Source organism: Streptomyces pratensis, assembly GCF_037137275.1.
Taxonomy (GTDB): Bacteria; Actinomycetota; Actinomycetes; order Streptomycetales; family Streptomycetaceae; genus Streptomyces; species Streptomyces pratensis_B.
Map to the genome: position 1 here is coordinate 93,777 of NZ_JBBBEN010000092.1, position 23,283 is coordinate 117,059.

Here is a 23,283-nt window from a genome sequence, read left to right on the forward strand (position 1 = left end):
GAGGCGGGCCGGTAACCTTCCGCTATATGCCGGTGTGTGTCGTCCCTCGGGACGCGGGGCGAGGACCTCTGACGCCGAGGGACCCGTCGGAGCGATGAGTTCCCGGCGGCGCGGGAGTCCGCCCTGTATGGACACAAACAGCACTCGGAAGCCCGCTCCGTCCCCCGTGCTCGACCTGGGGCCGGCCGCCCGGCGCGTCGCGGGCCTGCTCGACGCCGTCGACGACGACCGGCTGGCCGGCCGCACCCCTTGCCCGGACTACGCCGTGCGGGAGCTGCTGGGCCACACGGCCGGGCTGGCCACGGCCTTCCGTGACGCGGCCCGCAAGGATCTCGGGGCGAGCACCGCCGACTCCCCGGACGCCGCACTCCCCGTCCTCGACGACGGCTGGCGCGCGGAACTGCCCCGCCGACTGGAGGAGCTGGCGGCGGCCTGGCGCTCCCCCGCCGCCTGGTCCGGGCCGACCAGAGCGGGCGGGGTGGAGTTGCCCGGCGAGGTGGCCGGGGCCGTCGCGCTGAACGAACTCGTCGTGCACGGCTGGGACCTGGCCCGTGCGACCGGCCAGCCGTACGCGGTCGGCGAGGCCGAGCTGCGGTCGTGCGAGGCCCTGCTGACCGCGGCCGACGACGGCCCGCAGGAGGAGAGCCCCTTCGGCCCGCCGGTCCCGGTCCCCGACGACGCCCCGCTGCTGGACCGGGTGATCGCCCTGAGCGGCCGCCGTCCGGACTGGCGGCCGGAGAGCTGAGCGGCGGGGCCGGGGCGGGCGCGACGCGGGCCGCCCCGGTCCGCTCCCCCACGCCCGGCCGGCCCGGCCCCCCGGCCCCCGCCCCTCGGCCGGAGCGGTCCGCGGCCGTCGTGCGCCTCCGGGCGTCGGCCGAGACCGCCTGCCGCGGGTCCGTATCGGCCTCGGCCTCAGCTGGTGAAGAACTCCGTGATGTGCGCGGCCACCTGGTCGGCCCGGGTCTCGTGCATCCGGTGGCCGCCCGGGACCGTGATCAGTCGGCAGTCCGGGATCAGGGAGGCCGTGTCGGCCTGCCGGTCCTGCGGCATCGTGCTCTCCGGGCCGCCGGTGATGATCATCGTCGGGGCGACGATCTCCCCGAGGCCCTCTGCGGCGTCCGGCCCGGGGTCGGCGAGGTGGGCCCGTACGGCGGGCACCGCGTTCTCGTCGTAGTCCACCGGCCCCTCCGGGCGCCCCGCCGGCCCGGGGTCGCCGGGGAACGGCGCCGGGGTCTCCACCAGCACCAGCCGCTCCACCCGGTCGGAGTGCTCCTGCGCCAGCAGCCGGGCGACGACGCCGCCCATGCCGTGGCCGACGAGACCGACCCGGTCCAGTTCCAGTTCGTCGAGAAAGCCCACGACGTCCTCGACCATCAGCTCCGGACCGTACGCGTCGGGCCAGTCGCTCCCCCCGTGGCCGCGCAGGTCGAGGGCGAAGACCCGCCATTCCCGCCCCAGCAGGAGGGCGGCCGCCTCCCAGTCGGCGGCCGAACCGCCCAGGCCGTGCAGCAGCACGACGGGCGAGCCGTACGAGTCGCCCCAGGTCCGGTACGCGAGGCGCACATCGCCGACATCCACAACTGACTGATCTTCCATGCCCCTGACGCTACAGCCGCCGGGGCCCCGTCGGCCGCCGGGCCCCGGCCTGGCAGGCTGGGCGGGTGAAGCACCTCGCCCGCGCCCTGCGCCCGCCCCTCGCCGCCGCGCTCCTCTCGGCCGCCGCTCTGACCGGCTGCTCCGGGTCCGCCTCCGACGCCCCGGCCGTCTCCCTGGACGACCCGGCGAAGAAGCGGATCGCCCTGCAACTCGTCTCCAGCGCGGAGAACTCCTCCCTGGACTGGGAGGCGCAGTACCCGTACATCGAGGACATCGGGGACGGGCGGGGCTACACGGCGGGCATCATCGGGTTCTGCTCCGGCACCGGGGACATGACCGCGGTGGTGGAGCGGTACGCGAAGGCACGTCCCGGCAACCCGCTGGAGCGGTTCCTGCCGGCGCTGCGGGCGGTGGAGGGCAGCGACGCCCACACGGGGCTCGGCCCACCGTTCGCCCGGGCCTGGGCGAGGGCCGCGAACGATCCGGCCTTCCGGGCGGCGCAGGACGCGGAGCGAGACGCGGGGTACTTCGACCCGGCGGTGCGGCAGGCGAAGAAGGACGGGCTCGGCGCGCTCGGCCAGTTCGTCTACTACGACGCGTATGTGATGCACGGCGCGCAGGACGCCGAGGGCACTCTCGGTTTCCGCACGATACGCCGCCAGGCGCTGGCTGCGGCCCGGACGCCCGCGGGGGGCGGGGACGAGCGGAGGTATCTCGACGCGTTCCTCGACGCCCGGGTCGCCGCGATGGTCCAGGAGCCCGCGCACGCCGACACCAGCCGGGTGGAGACGGCCCAGCGCGTCTTCGTACGGGAGGGGAAGTTCCAACTGGAGACGCCGTTGCGGTGGCGGGTGTACGGCGACGGCTACCGCATCGACGAGGGCTGAGCAGGAGCACTGCCACAGGGCCGTCGCCCGCGTGCGCGGGAGGACCTCGTCCCGGACCCGGAGGCGGCACGCGCCGGTCCGGCCCCGCCCGGATCTCCGGACCGGGACGCGGCCGGCGGCGGCAGGCGGCCCGGATGCGGCGGGCATCCGGGCCGCCGGGGCGCCGGCGGCTCCGGGCGGGCGCGTCGGGCGGTCAGTGGACGCCCACCCCGGCGGCGGCCGGGACCACGTGCTCGCCGTCGCGGCCGCCCGTGCCCTCCCTGTCCTCCGCGTCCGGCCCGCGGCCCAGGTGGTTGAAGGCGAGGTTCAGCACGATCGCCACCACACAGCCGGTGGAGATGCCCGAGTCCAGGACGACCAGCAGGTCCTCGGGGAAGGCGTGGTAGAACTGCGGCGCGGCGATCGGGATCAGGCCGATGCCGACGGCCGCGGCCACGATCAAGGCGTTCTCCCCCTTCTCCAGCGCGGCGGTGGCCAGGGTCTGGATGCCGCTGGCCGCGACCGTCCCGAACAGGACGATGCCCGCGCCGCCGAGCACCGGCAGCGGCACGAGGGCGATCACGGATGCCGCGACCGGGACCAGGCCGAGCACGATGAGGATCACGCCGCCCGCCGCGACGACGAAGCGGCTGCGGATCTTCGTCATGGCGACGAGGCCGACGTTCTGGGCGAAGGCGCTGCACATGAAGCCGTTGAAGACGGGGCTGATGGCGCTGCCCAGGGTGTCGGCCCGCAGCCCGCCCTCGATGACCTTCTCATCCGCCGGGCGGCCGACGATCTTGCCGAGGGCCAGCATGTCCGCCGTGGACTCGGTCATGCAGACCAGCATCACGATGCACATGGAGATGATGGCCGCGATCTCGAACTGCGGGCCGCCGAAGGCGAACGGCGTCGGGAAGCCCACCACGTCGGCGTCCTTGATGGCGCCGAAGTCTGTGATGCCGGCCGGGACGGCGATCAGGGTGCCGACGACCAGGCCGAGCAGGATCGCGATCTGCTGGAGGAAACCACGCAGCAGTTTGCGCAGGGCCAGCACGATCACCAGGGTGACGGCGGCCATGGCGATGTTGGTCGTCGACCCGTAGTCCTCCGCCGCCGCGTCGCCGCCCTGGGACCAGTTGAAGGCGACCGGCAGCAGCGAGACTCCGATCAGCGTGATGACGGTGCCGGTGACGACCGGCGGGAAGAAGCGGACCAGTTTGCAGAAGTACGGGGCGAGGACGAAACCGAGCACGCTCGCCACGATGATCGCGCCGAAGATCACCGCGATGCCGTCATGGCCCCGGTCCTTGCCTATCGCGATCATCGGGGCCACCCCGGCGAACGAGACGCCGTTGACGAAGGGCAGCCGGGCGCCGACCCGCCAGAAGCCGATGGTCTGGAGCAGGGTGGCTATCCCCGCGGTGAACAGGCTCGCCCCCATCAGGAAGGCGGTCTCCTTGGCGGTGAGGCCGACGGCCGGCCCCACGATGAGCGGCGGGGCCACCACGCCCGCGTACATCGCGGCCACGTGCTGGAGGCCGCTGGTGAACATCCTCAGTGGGGGGAGGGTCTCGTCGACCGGGTGTTTCCGGTCGGCTCCCGCGTCTGCGCCGGCGTCGGCGGCTGCTTCTGCGTCGTTCTGAAACCTGGGCTTGGCGGCCACGGCGGTTCCTCCGGTCGGTTACGCGTCGTCGTCGACGCGGGTGTCAGGGAGGTGGTGCGTAGGAGTGCGATGGTGCGGCTCTCTCAGGTGGTGCAGGTGGTGCAGGTGGTGCGAGCGGTGCGGTGACGCATGGGGGCACAGCGGCACGGGACTGACGGGGCACGGGGTGCGGTGGGGATGCGTGCGGGCAGGAGGTGTCACCGGTCCGGTGGCCGCGCGCCCTGAGGCGCGCGGCCGCCGGACCGGCTGCCGCGGACCCCGCTCGGGTCCACGGCGGCCGGTCGAGGGCCGTCCCCCTCGGCCGGCCGGTCGGGGTTCCGCCGGGGTCAGGCCCCGGCGGCGATCCGGGCGAGGCGGCGGGCCTCGTCCCGGGTGACGCGGGCGACGGCGTCCTCGTCCACCGTGGTGAGGCGGCTCTCCTCGACGACCGGTTGGCCGTCGACGAGGGACAGGGTCACCGGGGCGGCCGCGCCGAAGACGAGGGCGGTCACCGGGTCCGCGATCGAGGAGTGGGCCAGGGTGTCCAGCTTCCACAGGACGAGGTCGGCGAGCTTGCCGGCTTCCAGGGAGCCGATCTGGTCGGCGCGCCCCAGGACCCGGGCGCCGCCGAAGGTGCCCAGGCGCAGGGCCTGCCGGGCGTTCAGGGCCGCCTCGCGGTGGGCGCCGAGCCGGTTGATGAGCAGCGCGTTGCGCAGCTCGGTGTGCAGCTCCCCGGACTCGTTGGAGGCGGTGCCGTCCACGCCGAGGCCGACGGGGACGCCGGCGGCGAGCATGTCGGGCACCCGGGCGATGCCGGCGGCCAGGCGGGCGTTGGAGGACGGGCAGTGCGCGACGCCGGTGCCCGTGCGGGCGAAGGCGGCGATGTCGGAGTCGTTCATGTGGACGCAGTGCGCCATCCACACGTCCTCGCCGAGCCAGCCGGTGGACTCGAAGTACTGGGTGGGGCCCATCCCGAACAGTTCCTTGCAGAACTGCTCCTCCTCCACCGTCTCCGAGCCGTGGGTGTGCAGCCGCACGCCCTTGCGGCGTGCCAGCTCGGCCCCCTGGCGCATCAGTTCGGTGGAGACCGAGAACGGTGAGCAGGGCGCCACGGCGACCTGCGTCATCGCGTCGAAGGAGGCGTCGTGGTGGGCGTCGATGGTGGCCTCGGTGGCGGCGAGCGCGCCTTCCAGGGTCTCGACGGCGAAGTCCGGGGGCAGGCCGCCGTCCTTTTCGCTGCGGTCCATGGAGCCGCGGGCCAGGGTGAACCGTACGCCCGTCTCACGGGCGGCGCCGATGATCGCGCCGGACAGGTCGCCGGAGCCCCGCGGGTAGACGTAGTGGTGGTCCATGGCGGTGGTGACGCCGCCGCGGGCCATCATGGCGAGCGAACCCTGCGCCGCGGCCCGGGCCATCGGCTCGTCGATGCGCGCCCAGGTGGGGTAGAGGGCGACCAGCCAGTTGAAGAGGTTGTGGTCGGTGGCAAGCCCGCGGGTGATCCACTGGTAGAAGTGGTGGTGGGTGTTGACCAGGCCCGGTGTCGCGAGGTGGCCGGTGGCGTCGATGCGCCGGACGACTCCGGTGAGGCCCTCCGGCGCCTGGCCGGCGCCGACGGACTCGATGCGGTTGCCCGCGACGACGATGTGCCCGGAGGCGTACTCCGTGTCGTGGGCGTCGACGGTGGCGATCGAACAGTTCTCTATGACGATGCGCTGAGGGTCTGCCGAAGCTGCCATGGTGCTTCCTTCTTCTCTCTGTGGCGATGTGGGCACGGCAGGACCCTAGGAGGATTTGAGTGCCACAGCGCTGCGGCCGTGGGTGCCGAGGTGGTGGAAGAACAGGTTGAGGACGACCGCGACGAGTGCCCCCGCACTGATTCCGGAACCGAGGACGGTCTGCGCCCAGGCCGGGAACCCGGCGTAGAAGGCGGGGGCGGCGAGCGGGATGATGCCCGCGCCGAGCGCGACCGCGACCAGGATGATGTTGGAGCTGTCGTCCAGGCCGGCTTCGGAGAGCGTACGGATGCCGCTGACCGCGATGGAGCCGAACAGGACGATGCCGGCGCCGCCGAGGACGGGCATCGGCACGAGCGAGACGATCGCACCGAGGACCGGGAAGGCCCCCAGGACCAGCAGCGCGCCGCCCGCGGCCGCGACGACGTAACGGCTGCGCACCCGGGTCAGCGTGACGACGCCCACGTTCTGGGCGAAGGCGCTGGTGGGGAATCCGCCGAAGACGGGTCCCAGGAGGGTGGCGATGCCGTCGGTGCGCAGGCCTCGCGTGATGGTGCGGCCGTCGGCTCGGCGTTCGCAGATCTCGCCGAGGGCGAGCATGCCGGCAGAGGACTCCGTCATCAGGACGAGCATGACGATGCAGAGGGAGAGGATCGCGGCGGGCTGGAACTCCGGCGCGCCGAAGGCGAAGGGGGTCGGCAGCGCGGCGAGCGGTGCGGACCTCAGCGCGGTGAAGTCGGCGAGTCCGAACGGTATCGCGGCCAGTGTGCCGACGAACATGCCCATCAGCAGCGCGACTTGTCGGACGAAGCCGCGGCCGAAGCGCTGGATGAGCAGGATCACGACGAGGGTGAAGGCGGCCAGTGCGAGGTACTTCATCGCGCCGAAGTCGTGGGCCGTGGCATCGCCTCCCTGGGCCCAGGCGACCGGGACCGGCATGAGGGTGACGCCGATGAGGGTGATGACCACGCCGGTGACGAGCGGTGGGAAGAAGCGCAGCAGCCTGCCGAAGAACGGGCCGACGGTGAGGCAGAAGGCTCCGGCGACGAGCACCGCCCCGTAGATGGCGGGAAGTTGGTGCCCGGGTGCGCTGGTCTCGGCGATGGCGAGCATCGGCGCGATGCCGGCGGACGAGGCGGCGTTGACGAACGGGAGCCGGTTGCCGGCGAAGGGGCCGAGGCCGATGGTCTGGACGAGGGTGGCGAGTCCGGCGATCAGGAGGCTCGCCGCGATGAGCCGGGTCATGCCCGCGGCGTCCAGGCCCACGGCCTGGCCGATGATGAGCGGAGGGGTGACGACGCCCGCGTACATGGCGGCGATGTGCTGGAGCGCGGCGGGGGCGAGCCGCGCGCAAGGAAGCTTCTCGTCGACCGGATGCACGGTCGTCCGGGGGGTCTTCGTCGGTCGGACTTCCATGCCGGCCGGGTCCGGTGGGGAGGTGCTCGGGCCTGTAGCCGGCCCCGTTGCTGGCTGTGCCATGGGGTGTTCCCTCCGGGATGACCGGCCCCCGCCCGTCGGCGGACGGGGGCCGGTTCAGTGCCGCGTCAGAGGTTGGTCATGTCGACCGGGATCTTCGGCTCGACGCCGTCCCGGAGCACGGTGGCCTCGATCAGACCGTAGGGACGGTCCGCCGCGAAGTAGACGGCCCCGTCGGCGGTGTCGTTCTTCAGGCCGAACGGTTCGAGGTCCACCAGGAAGTGGTGGTTGTTCGGCAGCGAGAAGCGGATCTCGTCGATCTCGCTCCGGCTGTTGATGATGCGCGAACCCATCTGGTACAGGGTCTGCTGGAGCGAGAGGGAGTACGTCTCGGCGAAGGCCTGGAGCATGTGCTTGCGTGCCTGCTCGTAGGACTTCTCCCAGTTGGGCATCCGCTGCTCGTCGCTGGTCCAGTTGTACCGCCACCTCGCGGAGACGTCCGTGGCCAGGATGCGGTCGTACGCCTCCTTCAGGGTGGTGTACCGGTCCTTGACGTATCCCCAGAACTCGGAGTTGGTCGAGTTCATCACCGTCAGGTCCTTGAGGCCCGAGACGACCTCCCAGCTCCCACCGTCGTAGGTGATCTGGGTGACGCGGGTCTCCTGCCCCTTGCGGACGAAGGAGTGCTTGACGTCGTCGGCCCCGATGAACCGGGAATTGCCGTCCGAGGTCGCGATGCGCTCCCAGGCGTACTCCTCGATGCGGATGCGGGCCCGGTGGATGGGCTCCTGCGAGGAGACGAAGTGCCGGGCGAGGTGGATGCCGAACTGCTCGGCGGACTCGATCCCGTGTTCCTTGGCGAACGCGTACACCGTGTTCTTGGTGGTGTCGGTCGGCAGGACGTTGGCGTTGGAGCCGGAGTAGTGCACGTCGTCCATGTCGCCGGACAGGGCGACCGAGACGTTCAGGTCCTTGATGTGGTGGGTGTCGCCGTCCCGCGTGATCTTCACGACGCGGTTCTCTGCTTTGCCGTACTGGTTCTGGCCGAGAATCGTGGGCATGTCGGTGCTAGCTCCCTCGGTAAACGGAGTAGCCGAACGGGTTGAGCAGCAGCGGTACGTGATAGTGCTCGCCCGGGACGACCGCGAACGCGATCGTCACTTCCGGGAAGAACGCGCCGCTGTCCCTTACGCGGGGGGCGTCCTGCTGCGCCTCGGCTTGCTTCTGGGAAAAGTACGTCTCGGTGTCGAACGCGAGACGCACGTGGGTGGTGCCCTCCGGCAGTGCCGGCAGGTCCTTGCAACGCCCGTCCGCGTCGGTCGCCGAGGCGCCGAGCGTCACGTACGGCGCGCCGCCGCTGCGGGCGGCGAGCGAGACGGCGACGGACGCGGCGGGGCGGCCGAGACTGGTGTCCAGGATGTGGGTGGACACCGATGCGGTCGTGTCGGTACTCAAGACCGTCACTCTCCTCGTTCTCAAGAGTCCTGTGCGGGAGAGTCCTGTGCGGGGGCTCCCCGGGGGGAGGCTTCCGGCAGCAGGACCTCCCGTACGAGACGGGTCAGCCGGATGCGGTTGATCCTGCCCAGTTCGGTGCGCACGACCTCCCGCTCCTGCTCGGGCGAGTTCCCGATCCGGGACTTCACCGCGTCGCGCATCTGCTCGCCGGTGGCTCCGGTGGCGCAGATGAGGAAGACGTGTCCGAACCGCTCCTGGTAGGCCAGGTTCAGTTCGAGCATCTCGGCCTTGAGCTCCTCGGAGGCTTGGGCCATGCCCCGCTGTTCGCGGGAGGAGGTCGGGTCGCCGGGCTTCGGGCGGCCGATGGGCGGGTGGCCGGCCATCGCTTCTGCCAGGTCCGCCGCGGTGAGGCCGGCCATGGCGGCGTCGCTCGCGGAGAGCAGGGCTTCTTCTGTGGCGTACGGACGCCCGGCGAGGAGGGTGTCTCCCCATGCCGCGCTGGCACACACCTCGTGCAGTGCGGAAGTGGCCTCGCCGTCCGCCAGGGTGTTGAACCGGGTGAGGCCCGGTGTGAAGCTCGACGTCACGGGAGCCTCCGTGGCTGTTTTTCGCTGTGCGTTGTTCGGGCTGCGGATAGCTAACGCCCTCCACAACACGACGTCAACAGTTTGTTGAAATCTGGTGCGCGAAGAAAGCCGCCGTCCCGGCATGCGGACGGCGGCTTCCCTGTGGCTTCGGCCAACTACTCGGGCTTGGAACCGTGTTCTCTGTTGAGGTAGTTGTAGACCGTGAACCGGGAGACGCCCAGAGCGCTCGCCACCGTCTCCACCCCGTGCCGTACGGAGAAGGCACCGCGTGCCTCCAGGGTCCGGACGACGGACTGCTTGGTACGGCGGTCCAGGTCGCGGAGCGGCATCCCGTGCCGTCTCTCCATCGCGGCGAGAATGTGGTCCAGCGACTCGGACAGCTGGGGCAGGCGCACGGCTATGACGTCCACACCCTCCCAGGCCAGCACCACGTCGTCCGGCTCCGCCTCCTGCGGCCCCAGCAGCTCCGCGCCCATCGCGTCGACGAGCGGCTTGACAGCGGTGACGAGCGGATGGCCGACGGCCGTCGGGGGCGGTTCGGCGGGTCGGGTCACGCGGCGTCCCCCTCGACCACGTTGACCTGGAGCGACACCCTGGTGGCGCCCGAGGCCAGGGCCCTGCGCAGCAGGGCGTCCACGGCGGTGAGCACCTCGTCCCCGCCCCCTTCGGCGGTGTTGCCGAACGGGCCGACGTCGACGGCGTCGAGCCGGGCGTTCTGGATGACCTCGCGGGCCACCACCGCGTGTGCGGGCGCCTCGTCGAGATCGAAGGGCTCGGTGGTGAATTCCACCCTCAAGCGCACGGTGCCTCCCTGGTCTGCTTCGCCGCGGGCAGGTGCTCCCGCCGCTCGGCCACGACTGTAACCGCTGGGGCGGGCTCCGGTCCGGGGCGAGCGGGGCGCGGTGGCGGCGCTCACGGCAGTGGCAGGACGCAGACCGCCACCGGCGCCGGAAACGGCCTGCCCTTCGCGGTCAGGGAGCCGTCACGGCCCACCCGGAAGACGCTGACGGTCGAGGAGCGCTGGTTGGCGGTGAAGAGCAGCGAGCCGTCGGGGGAGAGGGCGAGATGGCGGGGCCACGACCCGCCGACGGGCACGGTGTCCAGCAGTCGCAGGGCCGCCCCGTCGTCCTCCACGGCATAGCGGGTGAGGCTGTCGGGGCCCCGGTTGGCCAGATAGGCGTACGCTCCGTCGCCGGTGACCGCCAGCTGGGCGGGGTAGCTCGTGCCGGGCCCCGTGCCCGCGGGCCGACCCGGCCCCGGGGTGAGGACGCCGGAGACGGGGTCCCAGGCGCAGACGACGGTGGTGGCGTCGAGTTCGCAGGCCAGGTAGGCGAAGCGCCCGCCGGGATGGAAGGTGAGGTGGCGGGGGCCCGACCCGGGCTTCAGCACGGCACGGGAGGCCTCCGTGAGCGTGCCGGCGGACTCGTCCAGCCGGTAGGTGTACACGGTGTCGGTGCCGAGGTCGACGGCGAGGACGTGGCCGCCGTCGGGGGCGGTCATGATCTGGTGGGCGTGCGGCCCGCCCTGGCCGGGACCGGGCGGCGGCGAGGTGTGCGCGACCAGGTCGCTGCGCTCCCCCAGGGAGCCGTCGTCGCCGATCGGGTGGACCGCGACGCTGCCGGAGGTGTAGTTCGCGCTCAGCAGCCAGCGCCCGGAAGGGTGGACGGAGAGATGGGTGGCGCCGGAACCTCCGGTGGAGCGGCTGCCGAGCACCTCGTACCCGCCGTCCGGCGCGAGGGCCACGGCCGTGACCGCGCCCGCCTCCTGCTCGGCGACCGCGTAGACCGTGGCGCCGGAGGGGTGCAGGGCCAGGTAGGAGGGGTTCTCGACGCCGGTGATCACGGGGCCGGGGGTGATGGCCCCGGTGCCGGTGTCGTACGCGGCGGTGCCGATCCCCGTGCCGCCTCCCTGAGCCGAGGTGTACGTGCCGAGCAGCAGGGGGCGGGTGGCGCGCGGGCAGCCGCGCGGGGCGGAGGCGGGCGACGGGCGGGTCGCGGCGCGGGCGGGAGCGGCCAGGGCGGGGGCCGCGGCCAGGGCGGCTCCCGCCAGCATCCCCTGGACGAGGCTCCGGCGGCCGGGGCGGGCGGGGGCGCGGTCCGGGGCGGGGGCCGGGGCGGAGACGGGCGTGGGGGCAGGTTTCATGCGAGGCACCTCGTGGGGGGGGGCGACTGCTCGTGACGGGTCCACCACCCTGACGCGCCCCCAGCGCGCCGGGCAAGAGGTGCAACAGGAGTTGCGCGGTGCGCAACGCGAACAGGTCTGATTCAGCCGCCCGTCTGGACGTCCCCCCGGGTGGAGGCGGCGATGGCGTCGCCGTGCGCGAAGTCGCCGGGGGGAATACCCGGGTGGTGGCCCTCCCGGTCCGGGGCGACCTCGGCCTTCGGGCCGAGCGCGAGGCGGGAGACGATCCGGTAGCGGTCGCCCCGGTAGAGCGAGTGGACGTATTCCACCGGGCGGCCCGTGGTGTCCGAGGTCAGCCGTTCGAAGAGCAGCGCCGGGGACAGTTCGGGAACGTCGAGCAGCTTCGCCTCGGCCCGGGTGACGACGGTGGGCTCGATCGCCTGGACCGCCTCGTGGACATGCACGCCGTGGGTGGCCCGCAGGTGCTCGTACAGGTCGCCGCTCTCCAGCTCCTGCGCGCTGAGGCCCGGCACCAGCTCGGCCCGGATGTGCAGGTGCTCGATGGCGATGGGCGCCCCGTCGACCAGTCGCAGCCGTGCCACGTAGACGATCTCGGCGGCGGGTGACATCCGCAGCTTGCGACCGACCCGGGCCCCCGCCTGGAGCGTGGTGAACTCCAGCAGCCGGCTCGACCAGGCGCCCGACGCCTGCGGCACGGTCAGCGCCCGGTCCCCCGCCACCAGCTCCTGGGTGATCTTGGCGGGTGCGACGAACATCCCCCGGCCGTGCTCTCGCACCAGGAGCCCGGCGGCGACCAGTTCGTCGACCGCCGCGCGCACGGTGGGCCGCGACACACCGAGCAGGACGCACAGGGCGCGCTCGGAGGGGAGCGCGTCGCCGGACCCGCGCGACTCGATCAGCTCCAGCACCGCCTCGCGGGCCCGCTCCCGTTTGAGCACCGTTCCCGGCACCTGCGCGTTCATACGCCCCCTCCCGACACCTTCATTTCTTACCAGTTGAGCAAGTCGGCACGGCCAACTGGCCTGCTGGTCAGGTGAAGTGTAGCGCTTTCCCTGCGGTGCACGAGAGGCCCGACCACGGCCTGATCTCCAAATCCCTTATTTGTCGCGGGGGTTGACGCCTCCATGGGCCTATGCCACCTTCAACCACCATCGAGAGGTGAGCTGTCCAGTGGACCCCATTGGTCAGACAGTGGTCAAGTCCGGTCCGATCAGCCCCGCTTTTTGAGGTGAACCGTGAAGTACCGCTTGCTTGCCGGTGGGTCCGTGCTCGTCCTGGCCGCCGCGCTCAGTGCCTGCAGTTCGCCGTCCGACTCCGCGGGCGGGGACGGACGGACGACGGTGGACGTCTGGCTGATGCGCGACAGCGTCTCGGACGCCTTCCAGAAGGAGTTCACCGCCGACTTCGAGAAGCGCCACCCGACGATCGACGTGAAGGTCCAGATCCAGGAGTGGGACGGCATCGGCCAGAAGGTCACCGCCGCACTGGCCGGCAACGACGCCCCGGACGTGATCGAGGTGGGCAACACCCAGGTGGCGCAGTTCGCCCAGAGCGGCGGACTGCTGGACCTGACCGACCGGACCGACGAGCTGAACGGCGAGGACTGGCTGAGCGGGCTGGCGGAGCCGGGGGCGTACGAGGGCAGGCAGTACGGCATTCCCTACTACGCGGCGAACCGCGTGGTCGTCTACCGCACCGACCTCTTCGAGCAGGCGGGCGTCGACGCCGCCGCGATACGGACCCGTGAGCAGTGGACCGACGCCACCGCCCAGCTCGACAAGGGCGGCACACAGGGCATCTACCTGCCCGGACAGATGTGGTACACCCTGGCCGGCTTCATCTGGGACGAGGGCGGCGATCTCGCCGCCGAGTCCGGGGGCACGTGGTCCGGTGCCCTGGACACCCCCGAGGCCCTGCGGGGCATGGCGTTCTACAAGGAGCTCCAGGCACTCGGCAAGGGCCCCAAGGACTCCGACGAGGACGACCCGCCGCAGGCCGAGGTGATGGCGCAGGGGCAGGCAGCCCAGATCATCTCCACCCCGGGCGGGGCCAACGTCGTCGTGGAGAAGAACCCCGGGCTCAAGGGGAAGCTCGCCTTCTTCCCGATCCCGGGCAAGACCGCGGACACCCCGGGCGCGGTGTTCACCGGCGGTTCCGACCTGGTCGTACCGGCCGCCGCGGGCCACCCGGAGGAGGCGGTCACCTTCATCAAGGAGCTGACCGGGGACACCTGGCAGAAGAAGCTCGCCGTGGCCATGAGCTACGTGCCGAACCGCACCTCGCTCGCCTCAGCCGTGGCCGGCGACCCGGGCGCAGCGGCGATGGCGGCCGGAGCGGCGAACGGCCGCGCGACGCCCAACACCCCCGGGTGGGCGGCGGTCGAGGCGGAGAACCCGATCAAGGACTACATGACGGCCGTGCTCACCGGAGGCGATCCGGAGAAGGAGGCCGCGCAGGCCTCCCAGGACATCACCCGGGCCATGAACGCAGATTCCTGACCGCCCGGCCGGCCCAGTACGGGAAACCCCGTACCCGCAGATCCAGGAGAGGAGGCGCGCCGTGCCGGTCGCCGAGAAGCGGACCGCAGCTCGCGCACCCCGGTGGCGCCCGGACACGCGCCCCACCGCACGCCCGGCCCGGCCCGCGGGCGCGGGAGGCCGGCGCGCCTCCCGTCTGTGGCCGTACGCGCTGGTCGCCCCCGCCGTCGGCGGCATGCTCTATCTGCTGGTCTACCCGCTGGCGCGGGCCGTCCTGATCTCGCTCCAGGACTTCCGGCTGCGCCAGCTGATCAGCGGGGACGCCGAGTTCGTCGGACTGCGGAACTACCGGACGCTGCTGTCGGACCCGCGGTTCTGGGAGGTGGTCCAGCGGACGTTCCTGTTCATGGCGCTCAACGTCTTCCTGATCATGGTGATCGCCACTCTGGTCGCCCTGATGGTGGAGCGGCTGCGCCGGATCGGACGGACGGTGGTGCTGTGCTCGCTGGTGCTGGCCTGGGCCATGCCGGTGGTGGCCGCGACCACGGTGTTCCAGTGGCTGTTCCACTCGGAGTTCGGCATCGTCAACCAGACGCTGACCTCGCTCGGCCTCACCTCCTTCGACCGCTATCCGTGGTTCGCGAACGGCACCGCCTCCTTCGTCATCCTGGTGACGCTGATCGTCTGGCAGTCGGTCCCGTTCGCCGCGATCACGCTGTACTCCGCGCTCACCACCGTGCCCTTGGAGCTCTACGAGTCCGCGCGGCTGGACGGGGCGGGCGCGGGGAGGATCTTCCGCTCGGTCACCTTCCCGGTACTGCGGCCGATCTTCCTGCTGGTCCTCTCGCTGGAGGTGATCTGGACGTTCAAGGCGTTCGTGCAGATCTGGGTGATGACCAGAGGCGGGCCGGGCGACGCCACCACGATCCTGCCGGTCTACGCGGTGCAGACGGCCCTCTCCAGCCAGCGCTACGACCTGGGCTCGGCCGCCTCGATGATCACCGTGGTCCTGATGTCCGGGGTGCTCGTCCTCTACTTCCGCCAGATGTTCCGCCAGGAGGACGAGAGCCGATGAGCCCGCGCACCGTACACCCCCGACTGCGGCGCCTCCCGCTGAACATCGCCGCCGCCGCGACCGTCGTGGTCTGCCTCTTTCCCGTGTACTGGATGGTCTCCACGGCCTTCAAACCCTCCACGGACATCCAGTCCGCCGACCCCCGGCTCCTCCCGCGCACCTGGACCCTCGACCACTTCCAACGGGCCGTGGAGGCGGACGGGTTCGCCCTGTTCTGGCGCAACAGCGTCCTCGTCACGCTGGGGGCGGTACTGCTGGCCCTGCTGGTGGCGCTGGGCGCGGCCTTCGCCGTGGCGCGCATGCGGTGGAAGGGCCGGCGGCAGTTCATGCTGATGATCTTCATCGCCCAGATGGCGCCCTGGGAGTCGCTGATCATCCCGATCTACATCATCTCCCGGGACACCGACATGCTCGACCGGCTGCCGACGCTGACGCTGATCTACTTCATGATCACGCTGCCGTTCACCATCGTGGTGCTGCGCGGCTTCATCGGGACGATCCCTCCGGAGCTGGAGGAGGCCGCCCAGGTCGACGGCTGCACCCGGACCGGGGCGTTCTGGCGGGTGGCGATGCCGCTGCTGACGCCCGGCCTGATGGCGACCTCGCTGTTCGGCTTCATCACCGCCTGGAACGAGTTCGCCTACGCCAACTTCCTGATCATCAAGCAGCAGGACAACCGGACCCTGCCCGTCTGGCTGTCGTCCTTCCAGAACACCTTCGGCACCGACTGGGGCGCCACGATGGCCGCCTCCACCCTCTTCGCGCTACCGGCCCTGGTGATCTTCCTGTTGCTCCAGCGCCATGTCACCTCCGGCTTCGCCGCCGGCGCCGTCAAAGGCTGAGGGGCGAGGGCCCCCACGCACGTTCCCGCCCGCCCGCGAACCGAACCCGGAGGCACCCGTGCCCGCATCGCGCCCCGATCTCCCCCTCCTCCCCCAGCCGCGGAAGGTGTCCCCCCTGGCCGGCCGGCTCACGCTCGACCGGGACACCGCCGTCCGGGCGCTGCCGGGCGCGGAGCCGGCGGCCGACCTGCTGCGTTCCGTGGTCGGCGCTCCCGCCGGACTACCGCTGGCCCCCTCGCCGGAGGGCCGGATCGTCCTCGCGCTGGACCCGCAGCTCGGGGGTCTCGGCGAGGAGGGGTACGGGCTCACGGTCGGGCCGCAGGCGCTCCTCCTGCGCGCCGCCCACCCGACCGGGCTGCTCCACGGAGTCCAGACGGTCCGTCAGCTGCTGCCCCCCGAGGCCCTGGCGGGCGGGTCGCGGGGGCCGGGCTCCTGGCAACTGCCGTGCGTCGAGATCACCGACGTGCCGGACCGCCCCTGGCGCGGGGCGATGCTGGACGTGGCGCGGCACTTCCAGCCGATCGGGTATCTGCGCCGGTACGTGGACCTCCTGGCGCTGCACAAACTGAACATCCTGCACCTCCACCTCACCGACGACCAGGGCTGGCGGATGCCGGTCGACGCCTACCCCCGGCTGACCACGGTCGGCGCCCGTCGGGCCCGGTCGCAGCGGGGTCCGGCCGGACCCGACGGAGCGGACTTCGACTCGACGCCCCACGAAGGCTCCTACACCAAGGCGGAGTTGCGCGGGCTCGTGCGGTACGCGGCGCAGCGCGGCGTCACCGTCGTACCGGAGATCGAGCTGCCCGGCCATGTGCGGGCGGCACTCGCCGCCTATCCGGAACTCGGCAACGGCCCGGGGCGGGTGCTGGACGTGTGGACCCGCTGGGGCGTGTGCGACACGATCCTCGGTGTGCACGAGGAGGTGTTCGACTTCTGCCGGGCGGTGCTGGAGGAGGTCATGGACGTCTTCCCGTCGCCGTACATCCACATCGGGGGCGAGGAGTGCCCGACCACCGAATGGGAGAACAGCCCGGCCGCCCGGGATCGCGCGGCGGCCGAGGGGCTCGCGAGCCCGGCCGCGCTGCACGGTTGGTTCATGGGCAGGGTCGGGGCGTTTCTGGTGGAGCGCGGGCGCATCCCCCTCGGCTGGAGCGAGAACGGCTCCGACCTCCCCCTGGAGTTCACGGTGATGACCTGGCGCGACTCCTCGCACGCGCTGGCCGCCGCACGCCGGGGCCACCAGGTGGTCGCCGTGCACCACCGGGCCACGTACCTCGACTACGCCCAGTCCGGCGACCCGGACGAACCGGTCGCCCAGCCCGGCCCCCCGGTCACCCTGCGCACGGTCCACGACCACGAACCGGCCCCCGAGGGGTGGACCGACGCCGAGCGGGCCCGGGTGCTCGGGACCCAGGCCCACCTGTGGACCGAGTACGCCCGCACGCCACAGGAGATCGAGTACCTCGGCTATCCGCGGCTCTGTGCGCTGGCCGACCGTTCCTGGACAGGCGGGCGCGGCGACTGGCCCGGGTTCCTCGCGCGGCTGCGCCACCACACCGCCCGGCTGGACGCCCTCGGCGTCCCCTACCGCCCGCTGGACGCGAGGCCGCCCGTGGCCGCTTCCGCGTTCCCGCCCTCAGGAACAGCGCGACCGCTCCCGTAGGGACTCGCGTTCGGCTCGGACCGGGACCGCGTGCCCCGGCGCCCCGATCCGCACGGAGGGTCCCCACCACACCCCCACCCCGTTCCGGAAAGGAACCCGCCCGTGAACACACCGCAGAAGAAGAAAAGCAGGACCGGGCTGCGCTCCGCCGCGGCCGCTGCCGCCGCCGTGGCCCTGGCCTGCACCGGGCTCGCCGCCCTGCCGTCCTCGGCGAACGCCGCGGCGGACGGGGTCGTCGTCCAGTACCGTACGAGCGCGTCCGGGGCCAGCGCCGACCAGGTCGAGCCGTGGCTGAAGGTGCGCAACAGCGGCAGCACCTCCCTGCCCCTGAGCAGCGTCAAGGTGCGCTACTACTTCAAGGCCGACTCGGCTTCCGCCGCGTACCGGTTCGCCTGCTCCTGGGCGGTGAAGGGGTGCGCGAACATCACCGGGACCTTCGGCACGCTCGCCTCCCCGACGGCCACCGCCGACCGGTACCTGGAGATCGGCTTCACCCCGGGCGCGGGTTCGCTGGCGCCGGGGGCGGACACCGGTGACATGCAGCTCCGGTTCCACCAGGCGTCCTGGGCCTCGCTCGTCCAGTCCGACGACTACTCCTTCGGCCCGCAGCGCTCCGCGTACGGCGACTGGTCCAAGGTGACGGCCCACGTCGCGGGGGCGACCGTGTGGGGCGAAGCTCCCGGCGGCAACGGTCCGACGGACCCGCCGGACCCCACGGACCCGCCCACCGACCCGCCGGCAGACGCGCCCAAGCTGTTCGACGACTTCAACTACAGCTCGCACACCGACCCGAGGATCAACGCGAACGGCTGGAGCGTACGGGCCAACTCCGGCGGTCCGGGCGTGCCGGGCGCGACCTGGGCGCCGGAGAACGTCACCTTCGCCTCGCAGAGCGGCAACTCGGTGATGAACCTGGAGACCTCGACGGCGGGGACGGGGGCCTCGACGAAGCACACCGAGTTCCTGACGCGGTCGATGAAGTTCAAGAACGGGACGTACGCGTCCCGGGTGAAGTTCAGCGACGCGCCGCGTTCGGGCCCTGACGGCGACCGGATCGTGCAGACGTTCTTCACCATCAACGACCTCAAGGCGCCGATGGCGGACGACTACGCGGAGTACGACTTCGAGTACCTGCCGAACGGCGGCTGGGGCGAACCGGCGAACATCCTCTACACGACCTCCTGGGAGACCTACCGGCCCGACCCGTGGGAGGCGGTCAACGCGCACAGCGAGGTCCGGCAGTCGTACGCGGGCTGGCACGACCTGGTGGTCACGATCGACGACAACCAGATCACGTACTACGTCGACGGGCAGCACTTCGGGACGCACGGGGCGGCCTACCTGCCCGAACGGCCCATGTCGATCAACTTCAACCAGTGGCTGATCGACCTCCAGGGGCAGCCGAGCACGACGCCCCGCTCGTACGACCAGCAGGTGGACTACGTGCTGCACGTGAAGGACCAGGTGCTCACTCCGTCGCAGGTCAACGCGATGGTCGGGGCGTACCGCAGTGCCGGGACGACGTTCCAGGACACCGTTCCGGCCGGATAGGGACGGCGCGTACGGGCTGAGAGCAGGGCGGGGCGGGGGTCGAGGGCGGCCCCCGCCCCGCCTTCGTGCGTCCGAAGGGTTCCGCACGACCGGTTCCGTACCGGCCGGCCGGGGCGTTTTTCCCGGCGCCCCCTTGACAGCCGTGCCACCCTCCGGGCAATCTTCCGTTAAGCAGAAACTAACTTCCGCAATACGGAAGGAGCGCCGAACCCTTATGGGCTACCCGGACCAGCGCTTCGATGTGAACCTCTCGATCCTCTTCACGGAACTCCCGCTCCTGGAGCGCCCCGCGGCAGCCGCCGCGGCAGGCTTCACGGCGGTCGAGCTGTGGTGGCCCTGGATCGAGACCCCCACTCCGCCACAGGCGGAGCTCGACGCCCTCAAGAAGGCGCTCGACGACGCCGGCACCCAGCTGGTGGGGCTGAACTTCTACGCCGGACAGCTGCCCGGCCCCGACCGCGGCGCGCTCTCCGTGCCCGGCGCGGAGTCGGACCGCTTCCGGGCCAACATCGAGGTGGCGGCCGACTTCGCCGCCTCTGTCGGCTGCACGGCGCTCAACGCGCTGTACGGCAACCGCGTCGAGGGCGTGGACCCGGCGGCGCAGGACGCGCTCGCCCTGGAGAACCTGGTGCAGGCCGCCCGCGCGGCGGACCGCATCGGGGCGATCCTGCTGATCGAGGCCCTCAACAAGCCGGAATCGCCGCTCTACCCACTGGTCGACGCGCCGGCCGCCATCGAGGTCGTGGACAAGGTCAACGCCGCGACGGGCCTCGGGAACGCGAAGTTCCTGCTGGACCTCTACCACCTCTCGATGAACGGCGAGGACCTGAGCCAGGTCATCGCGGCGTACGCCGCGAAGACCGGCCACGTCCAGATCGCCGACAACCCGGGGCGCGGCGCGCCGGGCACCGGCTCGCTCCCGCTGGAACAGCTCCTGGACGAGCTGAAGGACGCGGGGTACGCGGGCCGGGTCGGCCTGGAGTACAAGCCGGGCGACCTGCCGAGCGCGGACTCCTTCGACTGGCTCCCGGCGTCGGCCCGGGCAGCGCGCTGACACAGCGCCGCCGCGCCGCGGACGGACCGGGCGCACCGCGCGGAAGGTCCGGCCCCCTCACCGTAGAAACGTTTTCCAGGAAGGCACCCTCATGAGCAACGACCTCCCCAAGGTTGCGTGGATCGGCCTCGGCATCATGGGCTCGCCCATGTCCGAGAACCTGGTCAAGGCCGGTTACGACGTCACCGGATACACCCTGGAGCAGGCCAAGATCGACCGGCTGGTCGCGGCCGGCGGCACCGGGGCCGCCTCGATCGCGGACGCGGTCAAGGACGCCGACGTCGTGGTCACGATGGTGCCCGCCTCCCCGCAGGTCGAGGCCATCGCCTACGGTCCCGACGGCATCCTGGAGAACGCCAGGCGCGGCGCGCTGCTGGTCGACATGTCCTCCATCACCCCGCAGACCTCCGTGGACCTCGCCGAGAAGGCGGCTTCGCGGGGCATACGCGTCCTGGACGCTCCGGTCTCCGGGGGCGAGGCCGGAGCCATCGAGGCGGTGCTGTCTATCATGGTCGGCGGTGAGCAGGCGGACTTCGACGCCGCGAAGCCGCTCCTGGAGGCGCTCGGCAGGACCATCGTGCTCTGCGGCCCGCACGGCTCCGGCCAGACGGTGAAGGCGGCCAACCAGCTGATCGTCGCGGTCAACATCCAGGCCTGTGCCGAGGCCGTCGTCTTCCTGGAGAAGTCCGGGGTCGATCTCGCCGCCGCACTGGAGGTCCTGGGCGGCGGCCTGGCCGGCTCGACCGTGCTGACCCGCAAGAAGGACAACTTCCTCAAGCGGGACTTCGCCCCCGGCTTCCGCATCGACCTGCACCACAAGGACATGGGCATCGTCACCGACGCCGCCCGCAACGTCGGCGCGGCCCTGCCCGTCGGCGGCGTCGTCGCCCAGCTGGTCGCCTCGCTGCGCGCCCAGGGCGACGGCGGCCTGGACCACTCGGCGCTGCTGCGCTCGGTCGAGCGGCTGTCCGGCTCGCAGGTCTGACCCCTCCCCCCGGCCCCGCGAGGGGCGACCGGCCCTGGTCCGCCGGACGCCCCCGAGGGCCGCGGCCCGCACGGCGGGCCCCCTGAACTCCGGGCCGCGGTGGCGCTGACACCTGTCCTGTCGCGCCCAGGCGCCGCCGCGGCTCGGACCGGCATTCATCATTTTCAACAAACTGTTGACGTTGCTTCACGGCGAATCTACGCTCCTGGGGCCGTCAGCAGCTCGTACGAAAGGTCATCCCGCCACATGGCTAAGCGTGTGCTCACGACCGAGTCAGGCGCCCCGGTCGCCGACAACCAGAACTCCGCCACCGCCGGTGTCGGTGGACCGATCCTCCTCCAGGACCAGCACCTCCTGGAGAAGCTCGCCCGCTTCAACCGTGAGCGCATTCCGGAGCGCGTGGTCCACGCCCGCGGCTCCGGCGCGTACGGCTACTTCGAGGTGACCGACGACGTCACCGGCTTCACCCGCGCCGACTTCCTCTCCGCGGTGGGCCGGCGCACCCAGACGTTCATCCGCTTCTCCACCGTCGCCGACTCGCTCGGCGGCGCGGACGCGGTCCGCGACCCGCGCGGCTTCGCCCTCAAGTTCTATACGAACGAGGGCAACTACGACCTGGTCGGGAACAACACCCCGGTGTTCTTCATCAAGGACCCGCTCAAATTCCCCGACTTCATCCACTCGCAGAAGCGCGACCCCTTCACGGGCAAGCAGGAGCCGGACAACGTCTGGGACTTCTGGGCGCACGCTCCCGAGGCGACGCACCAGATCACCTGGCTGATGGGCGACCGCGGCATCCCCGCCTCCTACCGTCACATGAACGGCTACGGCTCGCACACCTACCAGTGGACGAACGCCGAGGGCGAGGCCTTCTTCGTCAAGTACCACTTCAAGACGAACCAGGGCGTGCGGTCGCTCTCCGCCGAACAGGCCGCCGAGCTGGTCGGCAAGGACGCCAACTCACACCAGACGGACCTGCTCCAGGCCATCGAGCGGGGCGTCAACCCGTCCTGGACGCTGTACGTGCAGGTCATGCCGGCCGCGGAGGCCGCTGACTACCGGTTCAACCCGTTCGACCTCACCAAGGTGTGGCCGCACGGCGACTACCCGCTCCAGCGGGTCGGCCGGCTGGTCCTGGACCGGAACCCGGACAACGTGTTCGCGGAGGTCGAGCAGGCCGCGTTCTCCCCGAACAACTTCGTGCCCGGCATCGGCCCCTCCCCGGACAAGATGCTCCAGGGCCGGCTGTTCGCCTACGCCGACGCACACCGCTACCGGCTGGGCGTCAACCACACCCAGCTCGCGGTCAACGCCCCCAAGGCGGCACAGGCGGACAACTACGGCCGCGACGGGCTGCACGCCACCCGCAACGGCTCGCGCCACGACAAGAACTACGAGCCCAACTCGTACGCCGGCCCGGCACAGACCGGCGCGGCGCTCGCCGCCCCGCTCGCGGTCCACGGCTGGACGGGCGCGCACGAGACGCCCGCACACGCCAAGGACGACGACTTCTTCCAGGCGGGCGAACTCTTCCGGCTCATGTCGCAGGACGAGAAGGACCGCCTGGTCGCGAACATCGCGGGGGGCCTGTCGCAGGTCACCCGCGACGACGTGATCGAGAAGAACCTCGCCCACTTCCACGCCGCCGACGCCGACTACGGCAAGCGCGTCGAGGAAGCGGTCCGCGCCCTGCGCGAGGACTGAGCCTCCCCGGACCCCTGCCCGTGCCGCGCACCCGGATGAGGGGTGCCGCGCGGCACGGGCAGGACGACGAGGCCGCGGCGGCTGTGCGATGCCAGTGCGGTGGTGAAGGCTCCGGAGGCCGTCTTCTGACCTGAAGGAGACGCCCCCCGGAGCCGATCGCCGCCGCCGCGGTCCCTGTCACTCTCGCGACGCCTCCGCGTCGCCCCCGATCGAGGGCGCGGAGTACGGATACGGTCCCGTACTCCGCGCCCTTTCGCGTGCCTGGGCGCCGCGACCGGCCCGCTGCTTCCGCGCTTCAGCGGGGGCGGGGCCGCCCCCGCTGAAGCGTGCCCCGGTCGCGACGGGACCGGCCCCCTCCCGGCGTCCGCGTGCGGGGAGTCCGCGTTCGGGGAGGGAGTCCGCGTTCGGGGAGTCCGCGTTCAGGGCGGCCACCCATGCGAGCACCGTCGGCGGAGTGCGGACCCGTCCGCGGCGGGGCTACGCCCTCAG

The 23,283-nt window shown here is 71.9% G+C and carries 21 protein-coding genes; 10 read left to right on the plus strand and 11 right to left on the minus strand.

What is annotated here, in order from left to right; all coding sequences use genetic code 11:
• Window positions 1-127: 127 nt before the first annotated feature.
• Window positions 128-745, plus strand: a complete 618-nt coding sequence (locus V9U70_RS17325) for a TIGR03086 family metal-binding protein (protein WP_336676258.1) — start codon at window positions 128-130, stop codon at window positions 743-745.
• 167 nt (window positions 746-912) lie between these two features.
• Here the strand turns inward: V9U70_RS17325 and V9U70_RS17330 are convergent, their stop codons facing one another.
• The gene (locus tag V9U70_RS17330; RefSeq protein WP_336676259.1) at window positions 913-1,596 is read right to left on the minus strand and encodes an alpha/beta fold hydrolase; all 684 of its coding nucleotides are present in this window, start codon (window positions 1,594-1,596) and stop codon (window positions 913-915) included.
• 65 nt (window positions 1,597-1,661) lie between these two features.
• Here V9U70_RS17330 and V9U70_RS17335 point away from each other — a divergent pair, with 65 nt between their 5' ends.
• Window positions 1,662-2,483 (plus strand): chitosanase, encoded by an 822-nt coding sequence (locus V9U70_RS17335; protein WP_336676260.1) that lies wholly within the window; start codon window positions 1,662-1,664, stop codon window positions 2,481-2,483.
• A 193-nt stretch (window positions 2,484-2,676) separates the two neighbouring features.
• Here the strand turns inward: V9U70_RS17335 and V9U70_RS17340 are convergent, their stop codons facing one another.
• The 10 genes from V9U70_RS17340 to V9U70_RS17385 all read right to left on the minus strand — a co-directional run bounded on the left by V9U70_RS17340 (window position 2,677) and on the right by V9U70_RS17385 (window position 12,402).
• Window positions 2,677-4,128, minus strand: a complete 1,452-nt coding sequence (locus V9U70_RS17340) for a nucleobase:cation symporter-2 family protein (RefSeq protein WP_336676262.1) — start codon at window positions 4,126-4,128, stop codon at window positions 2,677-2,679.
• A 326-nt stretch (window positions 4,129-4,454) separates the two neighbouring features.
• On the minus strand, window positions 4,455-5,843 hold the full coding sequence (locus tag V9U70_RS17345) for an 8-oxoguanine deaminase (protein WP_336676263.1): 1,389 nt from the start codon (window positions 5,841-5,843) through the stop codon (window positions 4,455-4,457).
• A 45-nt stretch (window positions 5,844-5,888) separates the two neighbouring features.
• Window positions 5,889-7,319, minus strand: a complete 1,431-nt coding sequence (locus V9U70_RS17350) for a nucleobase:cation symporter-2 family protein (protein ID WP_336676264.1) — start codon at window positions 7,317-7,319, stop codon at window positions 5,889-5,891.
• Window positions 7,320-7,384: 65 nt separating this feature from the next.
• Complete coding sequence (pucL, locus tag V9U70_RS17355) at window positions 7,385-8,317, minus strand: factor-independent urate hydroxylase (RefSeq protein WP_336676266.1); 933 nt, start codon at window positions 8,315-8,317, stop codon at window positions 7,385-7,387.
• Between the two features lie 7 nt (window positions 8,318-8,324).
• Window positions 8,325-8,711 carry a hydroxyisourate hydrolase gene (uraH, locus tag V9U70_RS17360; protein ID WP_336676268.1) on the minus strand — a complete coding sequence of 129 codons (387 nt, stop codon included), beginning with the start codon at window positions 8,709-8,711 and terminating at the stop codon, window positions 8,325-8,327.
• A 20-nt stretch (window positions 8,712-8,731) separates the two neighbouring features.
• Complete coding sequence (uraD, locus tag V9U70_RS17365) at window positions 8,732-9,298, minus strand: 2-oxo-4-hydroxy-4-carboxy-5-ureidoimidazoline decarboxylase (RefSeq protein ID WP_336676269.1); 567 nt, start codon at window positions 9,296-9,298, stop codon at window positions 8,732-8,734.
• Between the two features lie 155 nt (window positions 9,299-9,453).
• Entirely contained in the window at window positions 9,454-9,774 is a 321-nt protein-coding gene (locus tag V9U70_RS17370) for a helix-turn-helix domain-containing protein (protein ID WP_336676832.1), read from the minus strand.
• Between the two features lie 74 nt (window positions 9,775-9,848).
• Window positions 9,849-10,100 (minus strand): YkoF family thiamine-binding protein, encoded by a 252-nt coding sequence (locus V9U70_RS17375; protein ID WP_336676270.1) that lies wholly within the window; start codon window positions 10,098-10,100, stop codon window positions 9,849-9,851.
• Window positions 10,101-10,210: 110 nt separating this feature from the next.
• On the minus strand, window positions 10,211-11,440 hold the full coding sequence (locus tag V9U70_RS17380; RefSeq protein ID WP_336676271.1) for a lactonase family protein: 1,230 nt from the start codon (window positions 11,438-11,440) through the stop codon (window positions 10,211-10,213).
• Between the two features lie 122 nt (window positions 11,441-11,562).
• Window positions 11,563-12,402: a GntR family transcriptional regulator gene (locus V9U70_RS17385; RefSeq protein WP_336676273.1), complete on the minus strand. Its 840-nt coding sequence runs from the start codon at window positions 12,400-12,402 to the stop codon at window positions 11,563-11,565.
• 273 nt (window positions 12,403-12,675) lie between these two features.
• On the opposite strand from V9U70_RS17385, the gene V9U70_RS17390 reads away from it, so the two are divergent.
• From V9U70_RS17390 to V9U70_RS17425, 8 genes are all read left to right on the plus strand, one after another.
• Window positions 12,676-13,938, plus strand: a complete 1,263-nt coding sequence (locus V9U70_RS17390; RefSeq protein ID WP_336676274.1) for an extracellular solute-binding protein — start codon at window positions 12,676-12,678, stop codon at window positions 13,936-13,938.
• Between the two features lie 61 nt (window positions 13,939-13,999).
• Complete coding sequence (locus V9U70_RS17395; protein ID WP_336676275.1) at window positions 14,000-14,992, plus strand: carbohydrate ABC transporter permease; 993 nt, start codon at window positions 14,000-14,002, stop codon at window positions 14,990-14,992.
• Window positions 14,989-15,834, plus strand: a complete 846-nt coding sequence (locus V9U70_RS17400) for a carbohydrate ABC transporter permease (RefSeq protein ID WP_336676277.1) — start codon at window positions 14,989-14,991, stop codon at window positions 15,832-15,834. The genes V9U70_RS17395 and V9U70_RS17400 overlap by 4 nt, the downstream gene beginning before the upstream one ends.
• A gap of 58 nt (window positions 15,835-15,892) precedes the next feature.
• Complete coding sequence (locus V9U70_RS17405) at window positions 15,893-17,500, plus strand: beta-N-acetylhexosaminidase (RefSeq protein ID WP_336676279.1); 1,608 nt, start codon at window positions 15,893-15,895, stop codon at window positions 17,498-17,500.
• 102 nt (window positions 17,501-17,602) lie between these two features.
• Window positions 17,603-19,051 carry a cellulose binding domain-containing protein gene (locus tag V9U70_RS17410; protein WP_336676281.1) on the plus strand — a complete coding sequence of 483 codons (1,449 nt, stop codon included), beginning with the start codon at window positions 17,603-17,605 and terminating at the stop codon, window positions 19,049-19,051.
• A gap of 214 nt (window positions 19,052-19,265) precedes the next feature.
• Window positions 19,266-20,105: a TIM barrel protein gene (locus V9U70_RS17415; RefSeq protein ID WP_336676283.1), complete on the plus strand. Its 840-nt coding sequence runs from the start codon at window positions 19,266-19,268 to the stop codon at window positions 20,103-20,105.
• A 91-nt stretch (window positions 20,106-20,196) separates the two neighbouring features.
• Window positions 20,197-21,090, plus strand: coding sequence for a 2-hydroxy-3-oxopropionate reductase (locus V9U70_RS17420; RefSeq protein WP_336676285.1), 894 nt, complete (start codon window positions 20,197-20,199; stop codon window positions 21,088-21,090).
• 246 nt (window positions 21,091-21,336) lie between these two features.
• Window positions 21,337-22,794 carry a catalase gene (locus V9U70_RS17425; protein WP_336676287.1) on the plus strand — a complete coding sequence of 486 codons (1,458 nt, stop codon included), beginning with the start codon at window positions 21,337-21,339 and terminating at the stop codon, window positions 22,792-22,794.
• Window positions 22,795-23,283 lie beyond the last annotated feature (489 nt).